This window comes from Paenibacillus sp. J22R160 (genome assembly GCF_059692135.1).
Genome location: NZ_JCAUAU010000012.1, coordinates 100,254 through 121,896, shown reverse-complemented (window position 1 = coordinate 121,896; position 21,643 = coordinate 100,254). Strand labels below are relative to the sequence as shown.

Annotated in this window: 23 protein-coding genes and 2 riboswitches; of the genes, 2 read left to right on the top strand and 21 right to left on the bottom strand. The window is 40.9% G+C overall.

Features of this window, described 5'->3' with window-relative positions:
* Positions 1–137: 137 nt before the first annotated feature.
* A complete protein-coding gene (gene hpf / locus AC58UW_RS21945) occupies positions 138–692 on the bottom strand; it encodes a ribosome hibernation-promoting factor, HPF/YfiA family (RefSeq protein WP_497422729.1) in 555 nt (184 codons plus the stop codon).
* A 168-nt stretch (positions 693–860) separates the two neighbouring features.
* Positions 861–1,058 carry a cold shock domain-containing protein gene (locus AC58UW_RS21940; RefSeq protein WP_028556842.1) on the bottom strand — a complete coding sequence of 66 codons (198 nt, stop codon included), beginning with the start codon at positions 1,056–1,058 and terminating at the stop codon, positions 861–863.
* A 432-nt stretch (positions 1,059–1,490) separates the two neighbouring features.
* On the opposite strand from AC58UW_RS21940, the gene AC58UW_RS21935 reads away from it, so the two are divergent.
* Both AC58UW_RS21935 and AC58UW_RS21930 read left to right on the top strand, forming a co-directional pair.
* Complete coding sequence (locus AC58UW_RS21935) at positions 1,491–2,516, top strand: class I SAM-dependent methyltransferase (protein ID WP_497422728.1); 1,026 nt, start codon at positions 1,491–1,493, stop codon at positions 2,514–2,516.
* Between the two features lie 92 nt (positions 2,517–2,608).
* Complete coding sequence (locus AC58UW_RS21930; protein ID WP_497422727.1) at positions 2,609–4,525, top strand: tetratricopeptide repeat-containing glycosyltransferase family 2 protein; 1,917 nt, start codon at positions 2,609–2,611, stop codon at positions 4,523–4,525.
* Between the two features lie 65 nt (positions 4,526–4,590).
* Positions 4,591–4,681: riboswitch (cyclic di-GMP riboswitch) on the bottom strand.
* Positions 4,682–4,833: 152 nt separating this feature from the next.
* Here the strand turns inward: AC58UW_RS21930 and AC58UW_RS21925 are convergent.
* The 19 genes from AC58UW_RS21925 to AC58UW_RS21835 all read right to left on the bottom strand — a co-directional run bounded on the left by AC58UW_RS21925 (position 4,834) and on the right by AC58UW_RS21835 (position 21,591).
* The gene (locus AC58UW_RS21925; protein ID WP_497422726.1) at positions 4,834–7,725 is read right to left on the bottom strand and encodes a choice-of-anchor Z repeating domain-containing protein; all 2,892 of its coding nucleotides are present in this window, start codon (positions 7,723–7,725) and stop codon (positions 4,834–4,836) included.
* Positions 7,726–7,803: 78 nt separating this feature from the next.
* Positions 7,804–7,894: riboswitch (cyclic di-GMP riboswitch) on the bottom strand.
* Positions 7,895–8,019: 125 nt separating this feature from the next.
* Positions 8,020–8,439: a hypothetical protein gene (locus AC58UW_RS21920; RefSeq protein WP_497422725.1), complete on the bottom strand. Its 420-nt coding sequence runs from the start codon at positions 8,437–8,439 to the stop codon at positions 8,020–8,022.
* Positions 8,391–8,774, bottom strand: coding sequence for a flagellar export chaperone FliS (fliS, locus tag AC58UW_RS21915; protein ID WP_497422724.1), 384 nt, complete (start codon positions 8,772–8,774; stop codon positions 8,391–8,393). Before fliS ends, AC58UW_RS21920 begins: the two co-directional genes overlap by 49 nt.
* A gap of 9 nt (positions 8,775–8,783) precedes the next feature.
* Positions 8,784–9,140 (bottom strand): flagellar protein FlaG, encoded by a 357-nt coding sequence (locus AC58UW_RS21910; RefSeq protein ID WP_497422723.1) that lies wholly within the window; start codon positions 9,138–9,140, stop codon positions 8,784–8,786.
* Between the two features lie 50 nt (positions 9,141–9,190).
* On the bottom strand, positions 9,191–10,147 hold the full coding sequence (fliD, locus tag AC58UW_RS21905) for a flagellar filament capping protein FliD (RefSeq protein WP_497422722.1): 957 nt from the start codon (positions 10,145–10,147) through the stop codon (positions 9,191–9,193).
* Between the two features lie 133 nt (positions 10,148–10,280).
* Positions 10,281–11,099 carry a flagellin N-terminal helical domain-containing protein gene (locus AC58UW_RS21900; RefSeq protein ID WP_497422721.1) on the bottom strand — a complete coding sequence of 273 codons (819 nt, stop codon included), beginning with the start codon at positions 11,097–11,099 and terminating at the stop codon, positions 10,281–10,283.
* Positions 11,100–11,269: 170 nt separating this feature from the next.
* Entirely contained in the window at positions 11,270–11,503 is a 234-nt protein-coding gene (csrA, locus tag AC58UW_RS21895) for a carbon storage regulator CsrA (protein WP_497422720.1), read from the bottom strand.
* Complete coding sequence (fliW, locus tag AC58UW_RS21890) at positions 11,497–11,931, bottom strand: flagellar assembly protein FliW (protein ID WP_497422719.1); 435 nt, start codon at positions 11,929–11,931, stop codon at positions 11,497–11,499. The genes csrA and fliW overlap by 7 nt, the downstream gene beginning before the upstream one ends.
* Positions 11,932–11,998: 67 nt before the next feature.
* Positions 11,999–12,565, bottom strand: coding sequence for a DUF6470 family protein (locus AC58UW_RS21885; RefSeq protein WP_497422718.1), 567 nt, complete (start codon positions 12,563–12,565; stop codon positions 11,999–12,001).
* A 15-nt stretch (positions 12,566–12,580) separates the two neighbouring features.
* Positions 12,581–13,507, bottom strand: a complete 927-nt coding sequence (flgL, locus tag AC58UW_RS21880; protein WP_497422717.1) for a flagellar hook-associated protein FlgL — start codon at positions 13,505–13,507, stop codon at positions 12,581–12,583.
* Between the two features lie 27 nt (positions 13,508–13,534).
* The gene (flgK, locus tag AC58UW_RS21875) at positions 13,535–15,100 is read right to left on the bottom strand and encodes a flagellar hook-associated protein FlgK (RefSeq protein ID WP_497422716.1); all 1,566 of its coding nucleotides are present in this window, start codon (positions 15,098–15,100) and stop codon (positions 13,535–13,537) included.
* 12 nt (positions 15,101–15,112) lie between these two features.
* Entirely contained in the window at positions 15,113–15,613 is a 501-nt protein-coding gene (locus tag AC58UW_RS21870) for a flagellar protein FlgN (RefSeq protein WP_497422715.1), read from the bottom strand.
* Positions 15,614–15,642: 29 nt separating this feature from the next.
* The gene (gene flgM, locus AC58UW_RS21865) at positions 15,643–15,921 is read right to left on the bottom strand and encodes a flagellar biosynthesis anti-sigma factor FlgM (protein WP_497422714.1); all 279 of its coding nucleotides are present in this window, start codon (positions 15,919–15,921) and stop codon (positions 15,643–15,645) included.
* A gap of 89 nt (positions 15,922–16,010) precedes the next feature.
* Complete coding sequence (locus AC58UW_RS21860; RefSeq protein ID WP_497422767.1) at positions 16,011–16,427, bottom strand: TIGR03826 family flagellar region protein; 417 nt, start codon at positions 16,425–16,427, stop codon at positions 16,011–16,013.
* Positions 16,428–16,541: 114 nt separating this feature from the next.
* Positions 16,542–17,303 carry a ComFC family protein gene (locus tag AC58UW_RS21855; RefSeq protein ID WP_497422713.1) on the bottom strand — a complete coding sequence of 254 codons (762 nt, stop codon included), beginning with the start codon at positions 17,301–17,303 and terminating at the stop codon, positions 16,542–16,544.
* Positions 17,304–19,184: an ATP-dependent helicase ComFA gene (locus tag AC58UW_RS21850; protein WP_497422712.1), complete on the bottom strand. Its 1,881-nt coding sequence runs from the start codon at positions 19,182–19,184 to the stop codon at positions 17,304–17,306. It abuts the gene before it with no gap.
* Positions 19,185–19,227: 43 nt separating this feature from the next.
* Positions 19,228–19,626 (bottom strand): hypothetical protein, encoded by a 399-nt coding sequence (locus tag AC58UW_RS21845; protein ID WP_497422711.1) that lies wholly within the window; start codon positions 19,624–19,626, stop codon positions 19,228–19,230.
* Positions 19,627–19,691: 65 nt separating this feature from the next.
* The gene (locus AC58UW_RS21840) at positions 19,692–20,417 is read right to left on the bottom strand and encodes a response regulator (protein ID WP_127453353.1); all 726 of its coding nucleotides are present in this window, start codon (positions 20,415–20,417) and stop codon (positions 19,692–19,694) included.
* Positions 20,395–21,591 (bottom strand): sensor histidine kinase, encoded by a 1,197-nt coding sequence (locus AC58UW_RS21835; RefSeq protein ID WP_497422710.1) that lies wholly within the window; start codon positions 21,589–21,591, stop codon positions 20,395–20,397. Before AC58UW_RS21835 ends, AC58UW_RS21840 begins: the two co-directional genes overlap by 23 nt.
* Positions 21,592–21,643 lie beyond the last annotated feature (52 nt).

The window sequence follows — 21,643 nt, the reverse complement described above, 5'->3', positions numbered from 1 at the left end:
ACGTTTTAACTTATTTCTATAGTATTGAATCGTTGTCCGAAATGCATGCATGCAAAATTAACGCACCTAAATAACATTAACAACAGAAAAGAGCTCAATTCGAAGGAATCGAATTAAGCTCTTTGTTTATTTTTATTTTATTTGTAAATAGCAGGCTCGATTAATCCGTACTTGCCGTCGTTACGCTTGTAAACTACATTAACAGAATCAGTGTCCATATTGGAGAAAACAAAGAAGCTGTGACCAACCAAATTCATTTGCAAAATCGCTTCCTCCACATCCATCGGCTTCAAATCGAAGCGTTTGTTGCGGACCAATTCAAAGTCTTCTTCCTCTTCCACATAAGTGACAGGTGATGTTTCGATTTTAAACAAATCACGTTTGCCGCCTTCTTCGCGAATTTTGCGGTTGGTTCTTGTTTTATGCTTGCGAATTTGGCGCTCTAACTTGTCCACAACCAGATCAATCGAAGCATACATATCAGTATTGCGTTCCTCTGCTCTTAGCAGCACGCCTGTTAGGGGAATGGCCACCTCAATGGCTTGCAAATCTTTTACCACACTTAGCTTTACTTGTACGTCGGATGTAAGGGGAGCTTCAAAATACCTATCTAGTCTGTTTAATTTTTTCTCGACATAGTCCCTGAGGGCCTCAGTTACTTCAAGGTGTTCTCCGCGAATGCTAATCATCATACTTAAACATCTCCCTTCCTACTTACAGTATACTACATTCCACCCCATCTTCATAATTCCTTTAAATTCCGACCATAATATGTATACGCAAAAAAACACCCCGGGATGACTCCCAAGGTGTGCATGTTCGTTGGTGTGTATACTAGCGGCACAGTTCGTGCCGAATGATTATAGTCTGCTAACGTTAGCTGCTTGCGGACCGCGTGCGCCTTCTACGATGTCAAACTCTACTGCTTGACCTTCGTCCAGCGTTTTGAATCCTTCGGATTGAATAGCTGAGAAATGCACGAATACATCTCCACCATCTTCACGCTCGATGAAACCATAGCCTTTCTCTGCGTTGAACCATTTCACTTTACCTTGCATAACGTACACATTCCCTTCGTTTTAAAAAATGTAAAAATCATAAGCAAATGAATAATGTAAGCCCTTACTTTTTGACTATAACACCCGTTTGCTTGACCTGTCAATTTGAAACTTGCCAATCAAGTAAATTATTTGAAAATTCGGGTATATACAAGCCGTGGATAACTGCAGATTTTGTAGAATATTGTCGCAGCAGGCTTTTTTACAACTTATTAACAAAGTTATGCACAGAGTTGTGCACATTATCCACAGGTTGGAGCTGCAACTATGTTATGTAATGACCTCATGTAACTTATAAGTGGTAGGACACAAATGGTAATTAAACTTCAGCTATTATGTTGACTAGTTTGATTGCCGATATTAAATAAGTACCTGTAATATTTGAACTAGCAATAATACGTAAGAGAAAACAACATACTGAAGGAGAATACTATGACAGATTGGGTTTCCTTGTTTAAAGAGGCTGAAGGATTGCTAAGAATTAGAGATGAGCAAGCATTGACAATATATCGTGATATTCTCGAAAACAATCAGCAACTCTCTGCAATATCTTGCTATCGAATAGGAGAGATATATAACCGACTTCGGGAACCTATCTCTTCCTTTCAATACTTCCGAACAGCTTTTGAAAAAAATCCTCGGCTAAGTCAAATACTTGTAAAAGAAGATCATCCTGTTTATACATACAACTACTCGGAGCCACAAGAAAATCATATTGAAAATTGTCCTCTGTGTGGAGAAAAAGGCCATCCATACGCCTCTTACAATACTACGACTTCAATTGATTTCATCCCAGGTTTCCACCCAATCCGGCTCTGGATGTGCTGTGATTCATGTCATCACCTATTCGCATTTAACTATCCTGTAAACCTAGGCGAACTTCTCACCAATAGTGCATTTGATTTCAACCTAAGTCCAAAAACAACTTTCTTCCCAACTATCAGTCGAATGATGGGGCAGCTCACCCTAATAGCTCCGGGAGACCGTTTACTTGAGGTTGGTGTAGGTGCAGGTGAATTGTCAGCGGTCGCAAAGGAATTCTTGTTTAACGTTACAGGATTAGATATACGGCCTCCCTATGCAGAAGCTGTTTCCAATATGCTTGATATTCCAATCTACACGGTAGATTTTCTTGAATTCGAAACCGCGGAAAGATTCGACGTGTTGATAATGGGCGATGTCTTAGAACACATGTTTGATCCTATTCAAGCTTTACGTAAAGCACATTCGCTACTTAATGACAAAGGTGTCCTTTGGATTTCTACACCGAATTTCGAGAGTGCGTTTTCAATAGTAAAAAAAGACACTGACCCTATGTGGAGAATTGTTGAACATTTAAATTACTTTTCCTTCCGTTCTCTCAAAAAATGGTTGGATATTTTGGGATTTGAGGTAGTGGATTACAATGTTTCGAGCCACTATAACGGGTCTATGGAGGTAACCGCTATAAAAAAATAAAAGCAATCATTTCAGTATTCTTAATTAAACTGATTTAGAACTAATATTCGCTTTAAATACCAGACGTTTTTTAAACACTTTGGAGGAAATCAATGAAACCCCTTCTTTCTCTCTGTATGATCGTTAAAAATGAAGAAAAAGTGCTTGAACGATGCCTACTCAGCGTCAAAACCCTTGTCGATGAAATTATTGTTGTCGATACGGGGTCAACAGATCAAACCAAAACAATTGCAGCCCGTTATACTGACAAAATATATGATCTTTCATGGACGAACGATTTCTCGGCTGCACGTAACGAATCGATTCGCCATGCTTCCGGACGTTGGATATTAATTCTCGATGCAGATGAGTTTGTTCAGCCTGCTGATCATGATAGACTTAGAAAATATTTATTGGAATATAAAAGCGATATGCCTTGCGGATTTGTGCTGAACATCATGAATTTTGGTGGCAGCGGAAATGACGAATCAGATGTTACAGAATCAACAGGAGCGCGCTTGTTCCTCAACGGTAAATCCATTCGATATATCGAACCTATTCACGAACAATTAACATCCGACTACGGTACACCTTCTTTCACACCTTATCCGTTCGTGATTTTCCACACTGGTTACACGGTTCAGGTTGTACAGGAAAAGAAAAAATCGGAACGCAATTTGTCGATCTTGGAGAAAATGAACTCAGGCGAAAAACGAAACAACCCTTACTTTTGCTTCGTGCTCGGCAATGAGTATACAAGCGCCGGACGCGAGGATGAGGCTCTGGAAGTTTACCGGCGTTCCTTGGAACGCAGCAGCCCATCGGATACGTGGTATTTTCATCTACTCGAAAGTCTTGTAACACTTGAAATGAAGAAAGGCAATTACGCAAGAGCACATACCAGTATTAAAAGTGCTATTAAACTAATCCCTGACCGAACGGATTTCCGATGTATGGAGGGCATTTTATTCGAAACATACGGGCTATGGAACGCCGCAGAGGATGTATTTCACCAGTGTATTCAATACGCGGAGGAAGCTGAAAAAAAGGGGGTGCCCTATTGGATAATTAAGCCTTCTTATGGAAAAATTATTCCCCATCAGTTCATTGCTGAGATAATGCATAGAAAAGGCGATATTTCTGGCGCTATCCATCACTGGGTCAAAACACTCCAGCTTCAACCCAAAAATTACACTGTACTCCAGTTACTAATGGATGCTCTTCTTCAATTTGAATCGTATGATCAAGTAGCAAACATTATCGAACAACTCTATCCTCTTCAGCAACCTTTGAATAAAATGTTATTACACAAAATGGCCCTAAAAATCGGGAGTATTGAACTTGCTTCCAAGTATGCTACTGAAGTGCAGAAGCTCGACATCCATCTGGATGATGCTGATACCGTACAGCAAAATTTACTGCTTCGAAATTGGTCTGCGTTAACTACTTCTTCTCTTCTGCCGGCTTCGTTGGAAGATTCGCTTGCAATTGCTGCTGCCATTGTTCAGCAAGAAATCTCTTTTACTGATGCTGCCGTGGGGGACACCACTGCTTGCGCCACCATAGTGCAGCAAGCCCTGTTAGCAATCGATAATAAAACTTGGAACAACGAGATTTTAACGAACCAAGAAGATCGGTTTACGCAAACGTTGCAACTGCTCTGGCGTTACGGATATACAGAGATCTATTTATCCCTCATGCAAAATATGGCAAATGAAACCATTTTGAATTGGATGGCCGACTGGTTTTACATCCGTGGACTTTTCGAACAGGCGCTAGATCTGTACAGCGTACTTCTTGAAAATAATATACTCCATGCGAACGGGCTTAAGAATGTTGGAGTATGGTATATCAACTGTGGGAATACCAATGAAGCATTTCCATTTCTCAAAGCATCCTTCAAAAAGAAAGCTTCCGTTGACATTATTGGGCTTTTCAAGGAGCAAGCTAGTCCAGAAACTTATAAAGAATTTCGTACTATTTACATGGAACAATTCACTGATATTTCTTTGTGCATCTTTCCACGATAAACACAAGGACTGCCCACGTGGGCAGTCCTTGTGTTTATTTAAATAATCGTAAAAGAGAACTAACACTTCGCAACCTGGCAATCTTAACAGTGAGCTCACTTATGAAGACCCATGGCATTGCGTCCCTACATTTCTATAGGTTTGCCAAATATATTATTGTAATAGTTCTAACGTACTATGACTTAATTATATGTTTCTATTATTTTTCAATTAATTTCTTATATTTTTGCTAATATTTTCGTATACTATTATTTTTCTGCAGTATCAGTAAAAAGGACTGTCACCTGGACAAACCTTTTTCTCGTTATTTAAAGAATCGTAAACGAGAACACATTACTTGTTTGTCCGTCTGCATTGACGACAGTGATGTTAACGGCACCGGCACCAGTAGGTACATAGAACTTTACTCGAGTTGCGCTCATGTAAACTGTTGTAGCCTGAATGCCATTGACGTATACTTTCGAAGCACTTGAATAGTTGGCGCCATTAACATAAATCAGCGAACCAACGGTACCGCTATTGGGTGACATACTTGTAATGGTCGGCGCAGGAAGAACTGGTCCATTATCATATGTGAAGTTTGTCGATGCTGTTTGACCATTCAACAACGTTAAGACTAGAGGTACGACTCCTATTGTTGGGCTGGCCGGAACAATTACTTTCAAGCTCGTACCACTCATAAAGGTTGTTGTCGCATTCACACCATTGATCGTTACTTTCGCTCCAGTTTCAAAGTTCGTTCCTGTTACGTAAATAAGATCTCCACCCACTTTGTTCGCATGATTCGGGCTCAATACGGTAATGGTCGGTGTAGCAATTGTATACTCGTAGCCTTGCGTTACAGTGGCAGTACCTCCGTCCAAATTCATTACCGTTACATCAACTTTCCCTGCAGCAGCAGCAGCCGGCACAATAGCTGATATTCTCGTTGAACTCAGATAAGTGCTGCTTGCAACAATCGAACCAAATGTCACTGTTGCACCAGACATGAAATTCGTTCCATTAATATATACAAGATCCCCGCCTGCTGTTTTCCCAGTATTAGGAGAAATTGTCGTAATAGTTATTTGTTTAATAACTGGTGCTGTGTATGTGTATCCTTGGCCGAGAACAGCTTCTTTCGTATCGGTGATAACTTTCACATCTACTGATCCCAGACCATCTCCTGCTGGTACGATCACTTTCAAACTAGTTTTACTCATATAAGTCGTTGCAGCAGGTTTACCGCCAATCGTAACCTGTGTTACACCATTCACAAAATTTGTTCCACTTACATAGACCAAATCACCACCTGCAATGAGCCCGGAATTTGGTGTAATTGAGGATATTGTAGGCGTCGGATACTGAACAGCAGTATAGGTATAGGCTCCAGGTAGAGTAAACAAGGCATTGTTCAAATCAGAAACAGCCACATCGACCGTACCTACGGCATCACCTACTGGAACAATAATTGATAATTTGGTTGTTGACATAAACGTAGTGGAAGCTTGTTTACCACCAACAAATACGGTCATGCCAGATTTGAAGTTTTTCCCAACAATATAGACTAGGTCACCGCCCGTAATAAGACCGGTATTCGGTGTAACTGTCGTAATTTCAGGATCTGTCTTTGGAGGTGCATTATACGTAAATCCTCCCGGAACAACAACATTTGTTTCATCTGGATTTATAAAGGTAATATCAACTGGGCCAGGCGTTGTTGCTATCGGAGAAGTGACTTTAATATAAGATGGATTAACATAGACTACCGATGCAGGAAGATCACCAAACTGTGCAGTGATTCCTTTTATAAAATAGTTACCTGATACGAACACCAGCGTACCGCCATCAATAGGCCCGTTATTCGGCTCTATGGTTGTAACAATCGGGTCAGCTTTGTATTGGTAGGGCGCCGACGCTTGTTGACCATCCGGATTAGATAAGGTAACATTGACAACACCTTGGGCTCCGGCAGGAGCAGTTACTGTCAATTTAGTGTCACTTACATACGCTACATTATTCCCCGGCATCGTTCCGAAAAGGACGGTCGCCCCGCTAACAAAGTGATTGCCATTAATGACCACCGTTTCTCCGCCATTTGGATGACCAATAGGCTTGTCCAACGACGTGATTTGCGGAGCCGGAAGTTTTACCTTCACGCTAACACTCGGAATGGACTTCAATCGGCTTGCACCTGCATAGTCCTTATAAGTAATAACTGAGCTCGCTGTTGAAACCGGGAAAGTACCTGTTTTTGTTTTGCTTACCGGACGAATTTTATAAGTGAACGAAAGAGTGCTATTTTTCAATTCATTAAAATCCCATGTTAGTGTATTGCCGGTAATGGTCGGTTGAGGGATGTTATTATCAGCAGACCCCGGTACAATTTCAAAATTTGGATCGACAATATCCGTCACTGTAACATCATAAGCGCTCGCCAAGCCAATTTCCTTGACAATGGCGGCATATATTTCAGCTAACCCTAACGATCCTAGTACGAAATGATGGTGGGCCGAAGTTGTGGACATTTCTTTTAGCAGTATGTTAGGTCCACTTGTATCTGGGTTATCATTCGATTTAAGCAATGCAATCGAATAGAAAATAATACCTGCATCCTTCGCATCCTGCGCCTTTTGTTTCGCATAGCCGTATGGGTCGTTCGACGGTTGAGTGGCGTCTCCATCCGTCATTATGACTATAACCGGCTGCGCTTCAGGACGATGATCCGCCAACAAGTTCTTAGCTGCCTCAATGGCATCGCCAGTCGCTGTAGCACCATTTGCTTGAATTCCATTTATGTAATTCTTAGCAACTTCTTTATCCGTTGTGAAGGGGATGTTACTGATCATATTTGTTGATGAAAAATCGACAACTGCCACCCTGTGCTTTGTCAAATCCATCAAATCAACGAACCCTTTAGCGGCATTCTTTGCATTCGTCATTTTATCTTCACCGTTATTGTTGCCCGGTGCCATACTTCCTGACTTGTCAATGATAAGTACGACATCGTTCGGCACAACTACATTGACTGGCGGGGTACCAGTGACATTCAACGTTACATCTGCCGTATCCTCTGTAGTCAACGTTGTAGGAGAAACAGTTTTGGTAACAGTAACATAATCATTGACTGCTGCTTCCGCTTCCGTAGTTCTCAGTATCAATCCACTAAAAATCATGCTTAGGGTCAACATTAAAACTAACCATTGCTTCATTCGTCTCATGATTATTCCTCCATAATATTTGAAATAATGTATACAAAAAAACAATAGCAAGTTGCTATTGTTTGTATGACCAAACAAATGGGCAACCTGGCGATCTGATCGTCTAAAATAAGCGATTAGACCCATGGCTTTGCGTCACTATATCACTATAGTTTTGCCAATCTATTCTCATTTTCTATACCTTTGGAACTAATTCCTATCTACTATTTTACTATATTTTCTTATTCATTTTATTGCAAGTATATTTCTTGTTTTTTTACAACATTTACCTTAATATTCGACAATATATTTCCATTACTGATTTTTATCAATGAAAAAGCCAACACTCTGCTGTTCTTCATAATGATATAGCTCTCGTGAGACTTTACCAGAGTTGATACGTTGTAGTTGTCCAACCAGAGATTGCTGAATCGTCTTAAATTTCTCCAAATTGTTTTGTTCCATTACTAAGCACGCGCTGAGGTATTGTCTCTCGATTTCAGTAAAAGAACGTCTCTCATCCAACAATATTTCTTCAATTTTTCGCCTCAGTTCAACCTGTTCATTCTGCAAAGAAAGAAGCAAACCTTCGTTTGCCTCATCATTTACATCTAATTGGGAGATTTGACATGTTGTTTCTCTCAGGTTTTCTAACAAGCACTCCATTGGAGTCGAATGTCTCATACCTATTTCACCTTCTCCGCATTTTTCAAGCTCTTCAACGCCTCGTTCCATGTATCACGTAATTCTGTAAACATCGTGACACAATACTGAGCAGATTCGGAATCAAGCTTGACATTAGCTTCGAACAGCTTGCTTTGAAGAAAAGTATATAAACTATTTAAATCGTGTGAGATTTCATATTCCATTTTTAGTGTGGATTGAAGTTCTTCAATAATGTTCTGTGCTTTTGAAAAATTTGTATGTTTCCCTGCAAAATCTTGTTTCTCCATACAAGCAATACCCTGTTTAATAAAGAGAATACAACCATTATAAAGCATCAAAGTTAATTCTCCTGGGGAGGACGTCTGAACACGGGTGTTTAAATACTGATTCTGTACTTGAAGCATAGGGCCTCTTCACCTCTTCTCGTCGATGATTGCACCCACTGACAGCTCCTGAAGTTTCTCCACCAGTTCGATAAACTTTTCGGACGGAACCTCACGAACGATTTCTTGGGTATCTTTATTTAAAACTTGTACGATTACCTCACCTGATGATTGGTGAATTTTATACTTAAACTCATGTGGAGTGCCTTGAAGTGCTTTGTTTGCCTTATCAATTGAATCAAGTAAAGCCTTCTCCCAAACTGTTAATATTTGTGACTTACTTTTGCCCTTGATTTCAATATATTCTCCGGTTGCTTTGATCGGTTCAGACACTTCCTTTGTTATAGCAGGTAATTGAACCTGGGGGAATTTGGACTGAATATCCATTGGGTTTCCTCCTTCTAAATTGCAAAACTTAGAATAATATTGCAGTATAGTTAACCCATTTGACTTTGTAGCCAGCTCATCTGGGAATTTCCTTTTGCAATTGCAGTCTCCATGACACTAAACATTCTATAAAAATGGTCTTCTTTCTTGTTGAGCTTTTCTGTCATTGCTGAAATTTTCTGAGCGAGATCATAGTCCTTCTTGCCCAGAGAAGTAAAAGTGCTATTATACGCTCCATTTGCCGAACCAGCCTTTTTTGAAATCTCCGACATCGTATTTCCAGCATCCTCATAGATTCTCTGTGCGATACCACGATCTGTACCGGTACCGTGTGCCGTGAACAAATTAATAACAGCTTGGGGATCGGCATCAATAGCTGCTTTTAATTTAGTTGAATCCATGTACAATTTGCCGGCGGTTGAAGTGTCGTACTTGTTAAAAGCACCCGTTGTGACTCCAATATCAACAAGCGATTTATATGTCGACGTAATTCCAGTGACCTCAGTTGTCACGTCGGAACGGAAGTCCAAGTATGCTTTGGATACTATAGTGTCACCGCGAAGAGAACCTTTTTTTGCCTTTATTTCCCAATTTTTAATATCATCATCATTCATTGCCTTCTTTTGTTCACTTGTTAGTGGTTGATAGCTTCGCTCTACCGTCTCATCTAACTTGGTTTTCAAAGCAACGCTCGTGTCGTTATAAGTCGTAACAAAACTGCTTATTTTTGCGTAAATAGCATCTTTATCTGCCTGTGTGAAGACAGGCTTTCCACTACCATCCGTTCCCGATGCTGTCGGCCAGTTGTAGTTATACTGTATTTGCTTGCTCTGTTCACTTAATGGATAAATAGCCGTGTTTATTGCACGGTATGAATCCTGCAGCCATTCATTCTTTGTTTTCAGCTTATTAAGATTATCAATCGGCATATTCTCTGCTTGCATTAGCTTACTAACCATGCTGTCAATATCCATACCGGAGGACATACCCGTTATTCGCATAACCATCCTGTTCATCTCCTCATTAATTCATTGTTTACTATATTTATCGTACAAAGAAGTCTCATTTATTAGCTTTATATAAAAAAACTTGATCTACAAAAAAGAGGCCTTCGATTTGAAGGCCTCTTTTTTTCTTTGATTAACGAAGCAATTGCAGTACGCCTTGTGGTGCTTGGTTAGCTTGTGCCAACATCGCAGTGGAAGCTTGTTGCAGGATGTTGAATTTTGTGTATTTCATCATTTCAGCAGCCATGTCAGTGTCGCGAACACGGGATTCAGCAGCTTGCAGGTTTTCCGCATTTACACCAACGTTATTGTAGACGTGCTCAAGTTGATTTTGGTACGCACCAAGAGAGGAACGAGCAGTGTTAACCGCAGTGATTGCTGTATCAACTTGTCCACTTGCTGTAATAGCCGCAGCCGCTGTACCAACACCACTGGTAACACCTAGAGTAGCAGTTGTCACATCAATAGCTGACAAATCCATAACTACTTGGTCAGCAGCACCACCACCCGTTTGAATCGTAAAGGTTGCACTAGCCGAACCATCTAGAAGAGTAATTCCGTTGAACTTCGTGTTTGTAGCAATGGAGTCGATTGCTGTACTCAAGGATGTGTATTCAGCATCCATTGCAGCACGGTCGTTCGCGTTGTAAGTGTTATTTTGCGCTTGAGTAGCAAGTTCTTTCATGCGCGTCAGCATGTCAGAAACTTCGTTCATCGCACCCTCAGCCGTTTGTACAAGGGAAATACCGTCTTGAGCGTTACGCATCCCTTGGTTCATCCCTTTAATTTGCGAACGCATTTGTTCGGAAATCGAAAGACCTGCTGCATCGTCTGCCGCACGGTTGATGCGGTATCCGGAAGACAATTTTTCACTGGACTTGCCTTGTTGAGCGTTGTTAAACGTCAGGTTGCGGTGTGAGTTCATTGCGTTAAGATTGTGATTGATAATCATTTGTAATTCCTCCTTGAATTTGTATTCCACATCCATGTGGATTGTATAGGTCTTTGCCCTTACATATATTATTTCGGCTGAATCGATTAGAAAGTTTATAGCAATTTAGTTCTTTATCACTATTTTTTTTAATTTTTTGTCGTTTCAATATTTGTTATATACTTATTTACCTAAACATCCTCAAAATTCAGCATTTTTCTCATATTTTCGATATTTGGTAGCTCTGTAATCGCTTCTTTATTACTTTGCTGAATAGCCTCGAACACTTCCTTCCGATAAATTCTGGTATCGTTAGGGGCATTGATGCCTATTTTTACTTGATCACCCTCTATTGAAGTGATAAAAACTTCAATATTCTCGCCTATGAGAATAGACTGACCATTTTTTCTTGTAAGAATTAACATGTTACACCCTCAATTCCTTTCTCGTTGAATTTTGGAAATAAAGGTGTTTGGGTACTAAAGTCTCTCGAAGGTGCATGCACAATTTGGCTACCTGATAGATGGTTAATGTTAATTACAAGCGGAGCTACCAAGTTCATCGTTGATTTCTCAAATGGTGTCTTTAAAGTTATAATCCCTAGTGCAAGAACCTCTTCGTGTGTATTTATTTGCAGCCACGTCTTATCTTTCTCATCCAATTCAAAGCTGTAGTTCTGGAAAAAAGTAAATGGGTTAGCCACTACAAAACCGATACTTTTTTCTTCTATGCTCTTTAAATAAGCAAACGGTCCCTTTTCATCAATTGTCTCAAATTCAAATAAATCTGAATCCTTAAAACCAAGAATTGAACCTTTAAAGCTAATTGTTTTCCCATTTATATAATTAAACATTCTATATCCTCCTTTGAATAATTTAAGGCAATAGCATTAGCTATTGCCTTAAATTATTGCTGATAAACTACTTATACCAATCATAAGAGCCTACATTTATTTCAATTGAATTCTTTTGCTTTACATAAATGTTTATATTCCCCGGAGTAACGCTAATCTGTGGTTTCTGAGGCGTGTATTGAATTTCTGCTTTATGAGGCGTAATATTTATTTCCGGCTTTCTCATTTCATAATTTAGCTTCACATTGAGATTTGAAGCCTTACCTACATACTGCACAGGGATTAGTTCATTCATTTGGTTTGCGCCAATCTCGGCAAATGGGTTACTAGGATTTGTGATCATGGCCATTCGGTTGCCATCTTCAACAATCTTACCGATAGCTTGCAGTGCTACTGATTGCAGTTGGCTATAAATTTGATTCATCCATTCCAAGTGATCGCCTTTCCCTAGTGCGCTCCACGCTGCAGATGAGTCCACGCTTAAATTTCCCTTGCGACTAGTAATTTCCACAGATGCTGCCTCTTGCTTAACTTCTAATTGTCCGCGTGGGGATTCCATAGAAAGTTGGGCTTTCTGCGTTTCTATGCCAATCTCTGCATAAGTTTGATGGATAGATAATCTAGGTATGTTCAAAGACGAATCTCCTTATTATCTTAAGAAGTCAATCAAGCTGGGTTGAATAATCTTTGCTCCTGTTGATAGAGATGCTTGGTATACATTTTCATCCGTTTTTAATTTCGTTATGGTCTCAGCCATATCCGCATCTTCTGTTTTACTACTCAATTCCGTTAAATTCACGTCCAAATCTTTGAGTCTGTTATCCATGAGATCTAAACGGTTAGCCAGTGCGCCTACCTCAGATTGTACTCCCAGGAAATTTTCAAAACGATTGGTTAAATCTGTCATCAATCCTCTTGCTGCAGCCAAATTTGCTGTTGCAGGAGGGGGAGGGGAGAACGCATTCTGCAGACCCTTTAAAATCTTAAACAAGTTGTCATTATTTGGATTAGCAACTGTATCAGCAGCACCAAATATAACATTTCCCGCTTGATTTACCGGAATAGTAATACCTGCTGAAATCTGGTATTGGATTTTGGTAGCATCCGTTTGATCTGATGCTGCTGTAGTAACTGTATAAGGCTGTATATCAGTGAATTGCCCGTTGAATGTATACTTACCATTAAATTGGTCATTCCCAAGACTCACTGCCGTTTCATATAATTGTCCCATTTCCATGCCAATCGCATCAAGCGCTGATTGTGGGTTAGTTCCATTCAGTCCATCGACCGTTAACTCTTTAGCCCTTTGCATGACTTCATTTATTTGGGATAGAACGGTGTCTGTATGATCAACAGCAGATTTAGCAGCATCGATGTTTCTTTGATACTGCTCATTTATAGAAATTTCACTGCGATACCGAAGTGCATAAGAAATCCCTACAGGGTCATCGGAAGGCTTATTGAGCTTTTTACCCGTAGAAAGTTGATTCTGACTCTCACTCATACGCTTCACATTATTACTTATGTTAGAAAGAAGCTGTGATTGTATCATTCCTTGCGTTACTCTTAAAACCAATTGAATAACCTCCTAATCAAACAATGATTATCTACCAACTATTCCCATTCCATTAATAACCTTATTCAACATTTCGTCATACGTGGTCATAACACGAGCAGCAGCAGAATAAGCATGCTGAAACTTAATCATATCTGACATTTCTTCATCCAATGAAACTCCGCTTACAGATTGCCTACGGCTCTCAACTTGATCTACTAGCGTTTTTTGATTGCTCTGCTGCCGAGATGCCTCTTGAGCTTGTACACCAAGTTGACTGACCATGGATCTAAAGAAATCATCAAGTGTTCCCGAACCCAAAATGGCTCCGGCATTTGCCGGATTAAAATCAAAATTCGTATCCTTCAATTGACCCATCAATAGAGCCATTGTATTATTTCCCTTTACGACTGTTTCCGTCGCACCAGTACCACTGGTTCTCATAGAACTGGCTATTTTAGAAGTGTCTCCAATAATAATAGGATTAAATTGTATGCTGTCCGCTGTTATTTTGGTCGAACCTGCTTTGGCTGTAAAGAAATCAAGACCGGTTTTAGCTGGGTTCTCAAGTGTGTATCCAAGATGATGCAGACCATTTAACCCTTTTACTGTAACCGTTATATCGCTAGTAAGCGTTCTTGAAGCTCCTGTATATGTTATACCATTAAATATGGTATTATCGGGCAAAACTGTTCCCTTGGGGATTGTAACCGTTATATCTCCGTTAGCAATTGTATTCGCTAGTGTGTCCAGTTGATTTTGATAATCCGTTACAAGTTTATCTCTAGAGACAATAATACCATGTACCTCACCGCTATTCAGATCCCCTGAAGAATAAACGGACATTAGAGTGGCGGAAGTAGTTGGAACGGTAACATCACCAGTAACTAAATTCGTATTTCCCATATTAACGGTATACCCATCCGGTGTTTCAACGACCTGAACGTTCACTATTTTCGACAAGTTATCCGTTATTAAATCCCTCTGATCTCTTAGATCATTAGCATCGTCGCCCAAGCTTTCGATCTTTTTGATTTCGAGATTTAAATTTGCAATCGAAGAAGAAAGCGAGTTAATTTCTTTAGATTTTAGTTCAATACTATTCGTCAAATCTTCTTGTAAATCTTTCAGTTTACTACTTGTAAAATTGAATGTATCCGCCAGGGCTACAGCTGTCTCTTTAACAACCTTACGTCCAGATACACTTTCAGGATCTTTACTTAAGTCAGACCACGCTTTCCAGAAATTATCCAGAACGGTTCTTAGCCCTGAATCGGTAGGTTCATTCATGATTTTTTCCAGCTTTTCAAGAGTATCAGCCTGGATATTCCAACTTCCAAATGCCTTATTCTCATTCCGATATTGATCATCCAGAAATTTTTCGCGAATTCTAGTAATTGAGGTTACCTCAACCCCTGTTCCAAGCTGACCAGGCGCATTGGAGCGGTTTATACCAAAAGCCTCAATAGGGATACTTTCGGTCATATTAGTAACTTGCCTAGAGAAGCCCGGCGTGTTGGCGTTAGCTATGTTATGTCCCGTAGTGCTTAGAGCTGCCTGTTGCGTGAATAAACTACGTTTAGACGTTTCTAGCAAATGAAATGTGGATCTCATAATTGCACTCCTTTACGCTTTTGTATCGAACCAACCGCTTCTCGCTGACGCTTGATACTGCTGATGAGGATTACTGTATACAGCATCTTGTTCGGGTGTATTCATCAATAAATTAATAGAATAATCAACGAACGATAAAGAATGCTTAATTAGATTCTGATTCAACTCATTTATTTGTTGTAATTCCTTAATCTTATTAGTCAATATCTCATGTACATCCATTAGGATCTTCTTCTCTTCAGCCTTAAAAATGACTTTTATCAGATCGCTGACTTTAACCCGCGGGTCTGGTCTATACCCTCTGGATAACAAATATTCGCCAATCAATTGAATTCGAAGTTGATTGATTTCCTCTATCCTCTTAATCAATTTGCTCTCTTTAAGGACAATTTGGTTTAATCGATCTACTCGATTGTCTACGAGAACCGGTGTTTTTTCCTTGGAAGACTCCAATAGGGCATCATGAAGGGAAATTAGCTCCTCTATCGTTTCCACAATGGCTGAAATAGACACTCGAAACCACCTATTCTCTGCAAGATATACTACTTGTTACTACGTAAATAAGGGTACAATTTATCTGCGATTTTGTGGGCGTCGACTCGATACGTTCCTGCGTCAACGGACTGCTTTAGCTCTTCAATATGTTTTCTGTGTTCACTTCTTTCAAGTCCGTTCGTGTTTTCGAGCAATTCTTTGGCCTCAGCAGAGATTTGCACTTCATCTTTTCTTTTTTTCTTTTCCGTTCCGTTTACAGTTCTACTTTCATTGTTCTGTATATATTTGTTGATATTTCCAATTCGTTGATTTTCATTGATTTTCATAGGTTACACCTCATTATCTCTTTAATGAACAAAAACCGATAATCATTAATACTATTATCGGCATTCAGCATATGAAACTTTATATCTTTCTAGCGCCTGTCTTTCAAACGATCTTTGATATTAAAGCTTTCACTACTATTTTTCGTGTTTAACTCTTTCCTCCGTTGCTCATCCTCCGTATGATTCCTCACATCTTTAGCTAAGTTACTTCGGCAAGACTCGCATATCATTTTATCCCTAATCAATGTACCGCAAACTTCGCAAGGGTAGGACATTTTTGGCGCATTCAGAATTGAAATTCGTCCTTCGCGGATGAATTTAGTTATCTGTTTGATCGAAACTTCGGTTGCTTCGCTCACGTCGTTAATGCTTGTCCCTTTATTTTCACGTATGTACTTCACACATCGCTCATATTGCTGATCTATTTCTTTAACGCAATTCGAGCATACGTCATTGAAACCTTTAACAAATACTTTCCCACAGCGTGGACAATTAGCTACATTCATGCCCATTGTATGGCCCCCTTTTATTATTCCCAGCAACCTAATATTAATTCCAGTTTACCGCAATTCGACAGCGTTTGCATAATAATATTTTTAAGAGATTGGTAGTGACTACTGCTAACGCGCCCACGTTATTCCTACTATTTCGGCTTTGAAATGCTCGTCAAGAACTTTTGCACATTGATTCATTGTACTACCTGTCGTATACACATCATCCACAATATAAATAATGAACGAAGCTGCTGGTGAGCTTTCCTTATACGTACTGATCGACTCGCTAGCTTCAAAAACGTGCTCTAAATCATCCAGCCTTTCACTCCGCTTCTTGAAGCTTTGTTTATCTGTATGCTTAGACCGGTTAAGCAGCGGTACAACGGGTAATCCCACTCTTCGTCCTAACTCAATTGCCATCTGCTCCGCTTGATTGAAACCGCGTTCGAGCATTCTACGCTCACTCACAGGCACAAAGGTGATAAGTTCTTGCACGGAATCAGACTTAGCCCTGTCCCTTTGCAATAAGTGATACGAATGAACAAGCATTTTCCCAAGGACAGTTTTCAAACGCTCATCCCCACGATACTTGTAGCGTGCCAACAGCTCCTTCATCGTTTCATCATATCTGACAGCACTGCGGCTTCTCGAGAAATACGCATGCTGCCTCCGCCCACAGTCAGAGCATAATTCTGCTCGTCCACAGGTTGGGCAAAGCACAGCACGAATCCACGGAATCCGCTTGTAACACGAATGGCAAAGCCCTAGTTCTTCAGCTTGAAGAACGTTATTCTGCTGACAAAGCAAGCACATCTCTCTTCGAGAACTAAATAGAGAATACGTTGTGCTTACCCATTTTTTCATCCAAACTTTCAAATCATAACTCATTCATTTCCCCCTTATTAAATAGCCTTGTTTGCGAGCGATGCGATTCATTTGTTTAATTTGTCGTACGGCCTCCTTCTGTGATTTCGTTATTTCTTTAGCTGCAAAAAAGACCTTCCCTGCCGGATCATCCTTCGACCTGCCTGCACGCCCTGCCATCTGAACAAGTGCTGCTTCATCAAAAAGCTTCGAATCTGCGTCCATAATGAAAACATCAGACTTGGGCACTGTGACCCCTCGCTCCAAAATGGTTGTTGTGACTAGCATGCGAATCTCTCTATTTCGAAAACGTTGAACCTTTTCAGTTCGGGCAATGTCCTTGGATGAAGTTCCCTCAACGCAAATAGAGGTATCACCCATGTAATTACTTAACTTCATTCTTAGCAAATTAACCAGGGGCTCAACTAACTGAATGTTGGGAACAAAAACAAACACCTGGGCGCCTCGCTCCACAGAGACAGCTAACTTGGCGTATAACACTCTTGGCAAAGCTTCTGATAGAATCGATTTCATCAGTGGTGGGACTGAAACCAACTGAGGGACGGGCAATGGATGCCTATGAAAACGCACAGGCACACGAACATGCGGCAATCGGCCTCGCTCAGCCGCATGTCTAACCGCTCTGGGTGGTGTAGCCGAGAGCATAATGTTAACACCGCTCGGCTTGCAGACTTTTGCTGCTGCAAAAGCAAGCATGGGATTATTGTGATAGGGAAATGCATCAATTTCATCGATAACGACAAGATCAAAAGCCTCTTGAAACCGCAGCAGCTGATGCGTTGTCGCGATAGTAATCTGCCCCTGTTCCCATCGCTGCTCACTTCCGCCGTACAAAGACACTACGCTGTAGTTGGCAAATGCGTGCCTAATTCGTGGCTCTAGCTCTAGCACCACGTCTTTACGCGGTGTCGAGATAAGTGCACGCCCCCCACTCGCCACAGTGTGATGGATAAAAGGAAAAATCATCTCCGTCTTCCCCGCCCCGGTAACCGCCCAAATTAAAAACCGTAGCGGCACTTGAACTTGCAGTCCACATGTATGCTTACCCGTCTCATCCGTAATAAAACGCAGCCCCTCAAGTGATGCTCTTGTCTGAGCTTCACTAAGCCCCCATGGTTTGGTGTAGGTTTCGAGATTCTCAAATGACTGCTTGCCTTTTTCCAGTTTTAGCTTCTCGTTCTCGGCTGTTCCCCCAGTTATAAGTAGCGAGCAGAATCTTGACCGTCCCATGGTTAGGCATTCCTCACAGTACGGACAATCTTGTCCACAGTAGTGACAAGCTGTCCAATACAAGCGCTCCTCACCACTTCCGCAACGTTTACAGTAATAAATAGTCCTTTTTTGGAAAGCTCGACGCCAATCCCGGTACTCTTTTACTTGTAATCCATTCCCTAACGTTAAATCTCCGTTAAGATGAGCCAGTTGAAGATAGCTCATCCACGCTTCCCCTGCGCCTAGTTCTAAATTAGCTGCCATTAACAGCTGCTCAAATTCCTCTGTAAGCAACGCTCTACCGCTGCAAGCTAATACAAGCTTGGTATATATCCTAGGATCTAAAATCATCTTAGAGAATACCGCTTGCTCCCTAAACGTTATTTTCTTCATTGCCATTTTGTTACTATTAAGCAATCCGCACTCTTTGGCCGCCTGGCGAAACTGCCTCAGCATACTCTCATCATTATTTAACTCTTTTATCGAACTTGCAGATTTTAGTTTGCGAAGCATCCGCACACCTTGCCCAAACGAAATAAAAGGTTCGAACAGTACGAGGCCGGCGTCGGCTGCGTATTGCTCGAACCAATATTGAATGTCTGTCATAGGGTGAATGGTAAAATGCCAATTCCACTCTGTATTCAAACATACGGCGTAAAGTTGAACCTTCATTGCTCACCTTACTCTCTTTTAAAATACCATCAGAAAGCGATTACTAATATCCCACAGGAATCTTCACGAGATCTTCCCTATTGCTGAGATGAACAACAACAACTGGTTCTCCTTCATGCTGACTCATAAATTGATCAACAGTATCAAAATCCATCTGATATCTCAGATCTAGCAAATGGGTATGGGATAATCGCTCAATAATTTGCCTCGTGTCGTCAGAAGACCCTTCATCGAAGATCGTTGCCGTAACTTCATAGCCTTTTAATCCAGAGAAAAAAAATAATGAGCGAATATACCATTCAATTTGATTTTGGTTATTTTTGGTAACAAGCAGAACTTTTGCAGGCTTCTTACTTCTACCCTTGCGGGCTCCGAACAATAGATGAAGCACAGCGATGCTGATTCCGTAACAACCCAAGATCCAAAGTAACCCAATCCACATAGCGGATCCCTCCCTTATTTGCAGTGTATGCCACAAAAAGTAGAGGGGTTCCAACAACGGGAGTCTTACAAGGTTACCCAACCATTCTTAATCGCGATGATAACCGCTTGTGTACGGTCATCAACTTCCATTTTTTGTAAAATGGAACTGACATGGTTCTTAACCGTTTTCTCGCTGATATAGAGGAACTCTCCAATCAGTTTATTGCTTTTGCCTTCTGCCATTAAACGAAGAACTTCCGCTTCCCGTTTGGTAAGTGGACTGTTGGTATTATGTATGTACTTTAATGCAGAATCCTTAGCGCCCTGTCCTGAACCAACCACACCGACATCATCTAAATAAGTCATACGTCTTAGCTGATTGATTAGCTTTCCTGTAACTTTAGGATGAATGTAGGCGTGACCAGCCACTACGGAACGGATCGCATTAATAAGCGACTCTGCTTCCATATCTTTAAGCAAATATCCCGAAGCTCCCTTACGAAGTGTCTCGAATACATAGCTCTCATCATCATGCAGCGAAAGGATGATAACCTTAATATCAGGGAAAATAAGCTTTAAGCGCTCAGTCGCGACAACACCGTTTTCAAGCGGCATGTTGATGTCCATGAGAACAATATCTGGCGTGATTTGATTGCATAGCTCGATAACTTGGATTCCATCACCACACTCACCAATGACTTCCATATCATCTTCCATATTGATAATCCGTTTAACACCTTCGCGAAACAGCTGGTGATCGTCCGCAATAACAATTCGCACATTGCGTTTATGACTCGCCGTGTTGTCCATTTTGATTTTCCTCCTTGTTCTCTGCACCGCCGCCAATAGGAATATTCATTGTAATTTTGGTCCCGGAATCTTTGGCGGAATCAATGATCATTGTGCCTTCCAGAAGCTCAACACGCTCACGCATGCCTAACAGACCAAAATTATTTCCTTTAGCTATTTTCTGCTCTGTTTGCGGCACATCGAAGCCGACCCCATTATCTACGACGTAGATTTGTACTTGATCAGGTTCCAGTGTTAGCTCAACAGATAAGAAAGTTGCTTTCGCATGTTTTATTACATTAGATAGAGCTTCTTGCACCAGTCGGAAAATCGCAATTTCAAGCCCAGATGGAATACGAGTCTGCTTGCCTACGAGATTGAATTGCGTACGAATTCGATACTTCTCTTCGCAATCTTGAACATATTTACGCAGAGTCGGCACGATACCTAGATCGTCGAGCGCCATCGGGCGGAGGTTGAAGATGATCTTGCGAACTTCTTCAAGTCCCCCTCTGACTTGGCCCTTCAAATCCACTAGCTCTTCCTTTACCGCGGGGATATCTTCTTTGATAAGCATGCGCTGAGCAATTTCTGTTCGTAGCACAACATTCGCCAAGGTCTGAGCCATACCATCATGGATTTCACGCGCAATGCGCTTTCGCTCTTCCTCTTGCGCCAGAATAATCTTCAAACCAAGCAGTTGTCTGTTTTTAGCCGATTCTAGTATGCGAGTGACCTGATTGAGATCTCCGGATAAGTATTCTAAAACTACATTCATCTGAGAAACGATCGTTTCAGCCCGCTCTACCTGCTTGTCCACATTCTTAGTTCGCACCTGCAGGTCATTGCGTCTGGTCTTCAGATTATTTTCTTTTTCCCTAGCAATAGTGAGTTGTAATTGAAAGGCAATAGCCGCTTCATAAGCAACCTTAATATCTTCCTCACGGTACTTATTAAAGTCACGACTGACTTCCGTGAGTCGAATGCGGGAACGCTTGTAATCCTTCTCCAGCTTATCGACCAAATCAATCGTGATACTCGTTTCGTGCTTAATTTCTTCAAGTTCACGAGTAAGTGATTCTTTCTCCAAGCGGGAAGCTTCTGCGATCTCGAACATCTGATACTTGCTGCTCTCCATGACGTTAATTGCGTTTTTTATGACACGATCTATAGCGTCTGGTTGCAAATGAAACATGCTCCTTTTTTAAAACAATATTAGAAATTAGTCTACCCCATATTGTAACATA

Excerpts from the sequence above, each read along its gene's own strand:
- hpf (WP_497422729.1), bottom strand. The coding sequence starts at position 692 with ATGATGATTAGCATTCGCGGAGAACACCTTGAAGTAACTGAGGCCCTC.
- AC58UW_RS21940 (WP_028556842.1), bottom strand. The coding sequence starts at position 1,058 with ATGCAAGGTAAAGTGAAATGGTTCAACGCAGAGAAAGGCTATGGTTTC.
- AC58UW_RS21935 (WP_497422728.1), top strand. The coding sequence starts at position 1,491 with ATGACAGATTGGGTTTCCTTGTTTAAAGAGGCTGAAGGATTGCTAAGA.
- AC58UW_RS21930 (WP_497422727.1), top strand. The coding sequence starts at position 2,609 with ATGAAACCCCTTCTTTCTCTCTGTATGATCGTTAAAAATGAAGAAAAA.
- AC58UW_RS21925 (WP_497422726.1), bottom strand. The coding sequence starts at position 7,725 with ATGAGACGAATGAAGCAATGGTTAGTTTTAATGTTGACCCTAAGCATG.
- AC58UW_RS21920 (WP_497422725.1), bottom strand. The coding sequence starts at position 8,439 with ATGGAACGAGGCGTTGAAGAGCTTGAAAAATGCGGAGAAGGTGAAATA.
- fliS (WP_497422724.1), bottom strand. The coding sequence starts at position 8,774 with ATGCTTCAAGTACAGAATCAGTATTTAAACACCCGTGTTCAGACGTCC.
- AC58UW_RS21910 (WP_497422723.1), bottom strand. The coding sequence starts at position 9,140 with ATGGATATTCAGTCCAAATTCCCCCAGGTTCAATTACCTGCTATAACA.
- fliD (WP_497422722.1), bottom strand. The coding sequence starts at position 10,147 with ATGGTTATGCGAATAACGGGTATGTCCTCCGGTATGGATATTGACAGC.
- AC58UW_RS21900 (WP_497422721.1), bottom strand. The coding sequence starts at position 11,099 with ATGATTATCAATCACAATCTTAACGCAATGAACTCACACCGCAACCTG.
- csrA (WP_497422720.1), bottom strand. The coding sequence starts at position 11,503 with ATGTTAATTCTTACAAGAAAAAATGGTCAGTCTATTCTCATAGGCGAG.
- fliW (WP_497422719.1), bottom strand. The coding sequence starts at position 11,931 with ATGTTTAATTATATAAATGGGAAAACAATTAGCTTTAAAGGTTCAATT.
- flgK (WP_497422716.1), bottom strand. The coding sequence starts at position 15,100 with ATGAGATCCACATTTCATTTGCTAGAAACGTCTAAACGTAGTTTATTC.
- flgM (WP_497422714.1), bottom strand. The coding sequence starts at position 15,921 with ATGAAAATCAATGAAAATCAACGAATTGGAAATATCAACAAATATATA.
- AC58UW_RS21860 (WP_497422767.1), bottom strand. The coding sequence starts at position 16,427 with ATGAATGTAGCTAATTGTCCACGCTGTGGGAAAGTATTTGTTAAAGGT.
- AC58UW_RS21855 (WP_497422713.1), bottom strand. The coding sequence starts at position 17,303 with ATGAGTTATGATTTGAAAGTTTGGATGAAAAAATGGGTAAGCACAACG.
- AC58UW_RS21850 (WP_497422712.1), bottom strand. The coding sequence starts at position 19,184 with ATGAAGGTTCAACTTTACGCCGTATGTTTGAATACAGAGTGGAATTGG.
- AC58UW_RS21845 (WP_497422711.1), bottom strand. The coding sequence starts at position 19,626 with ATGTGGATTGGGTTACTTTGGATCTTGGGTTGTTACGGAATCAGCATC.
- AC58UW_RS21840 (WP_127453353.1), bottom strand. The coding sequence starts at position 20,417 with ATGGACAACACGGCGAGTCATAAACGCAATGTGCGAATTGTTATTGCG.
- AC58UW_RS21835 (WP_497422710.1), bottom strand. The coding sequence starts at position 21,591 with ATGTTTCATTTGCAACCAGACGCTATAGATCGTGTCATAAAAAACGCA.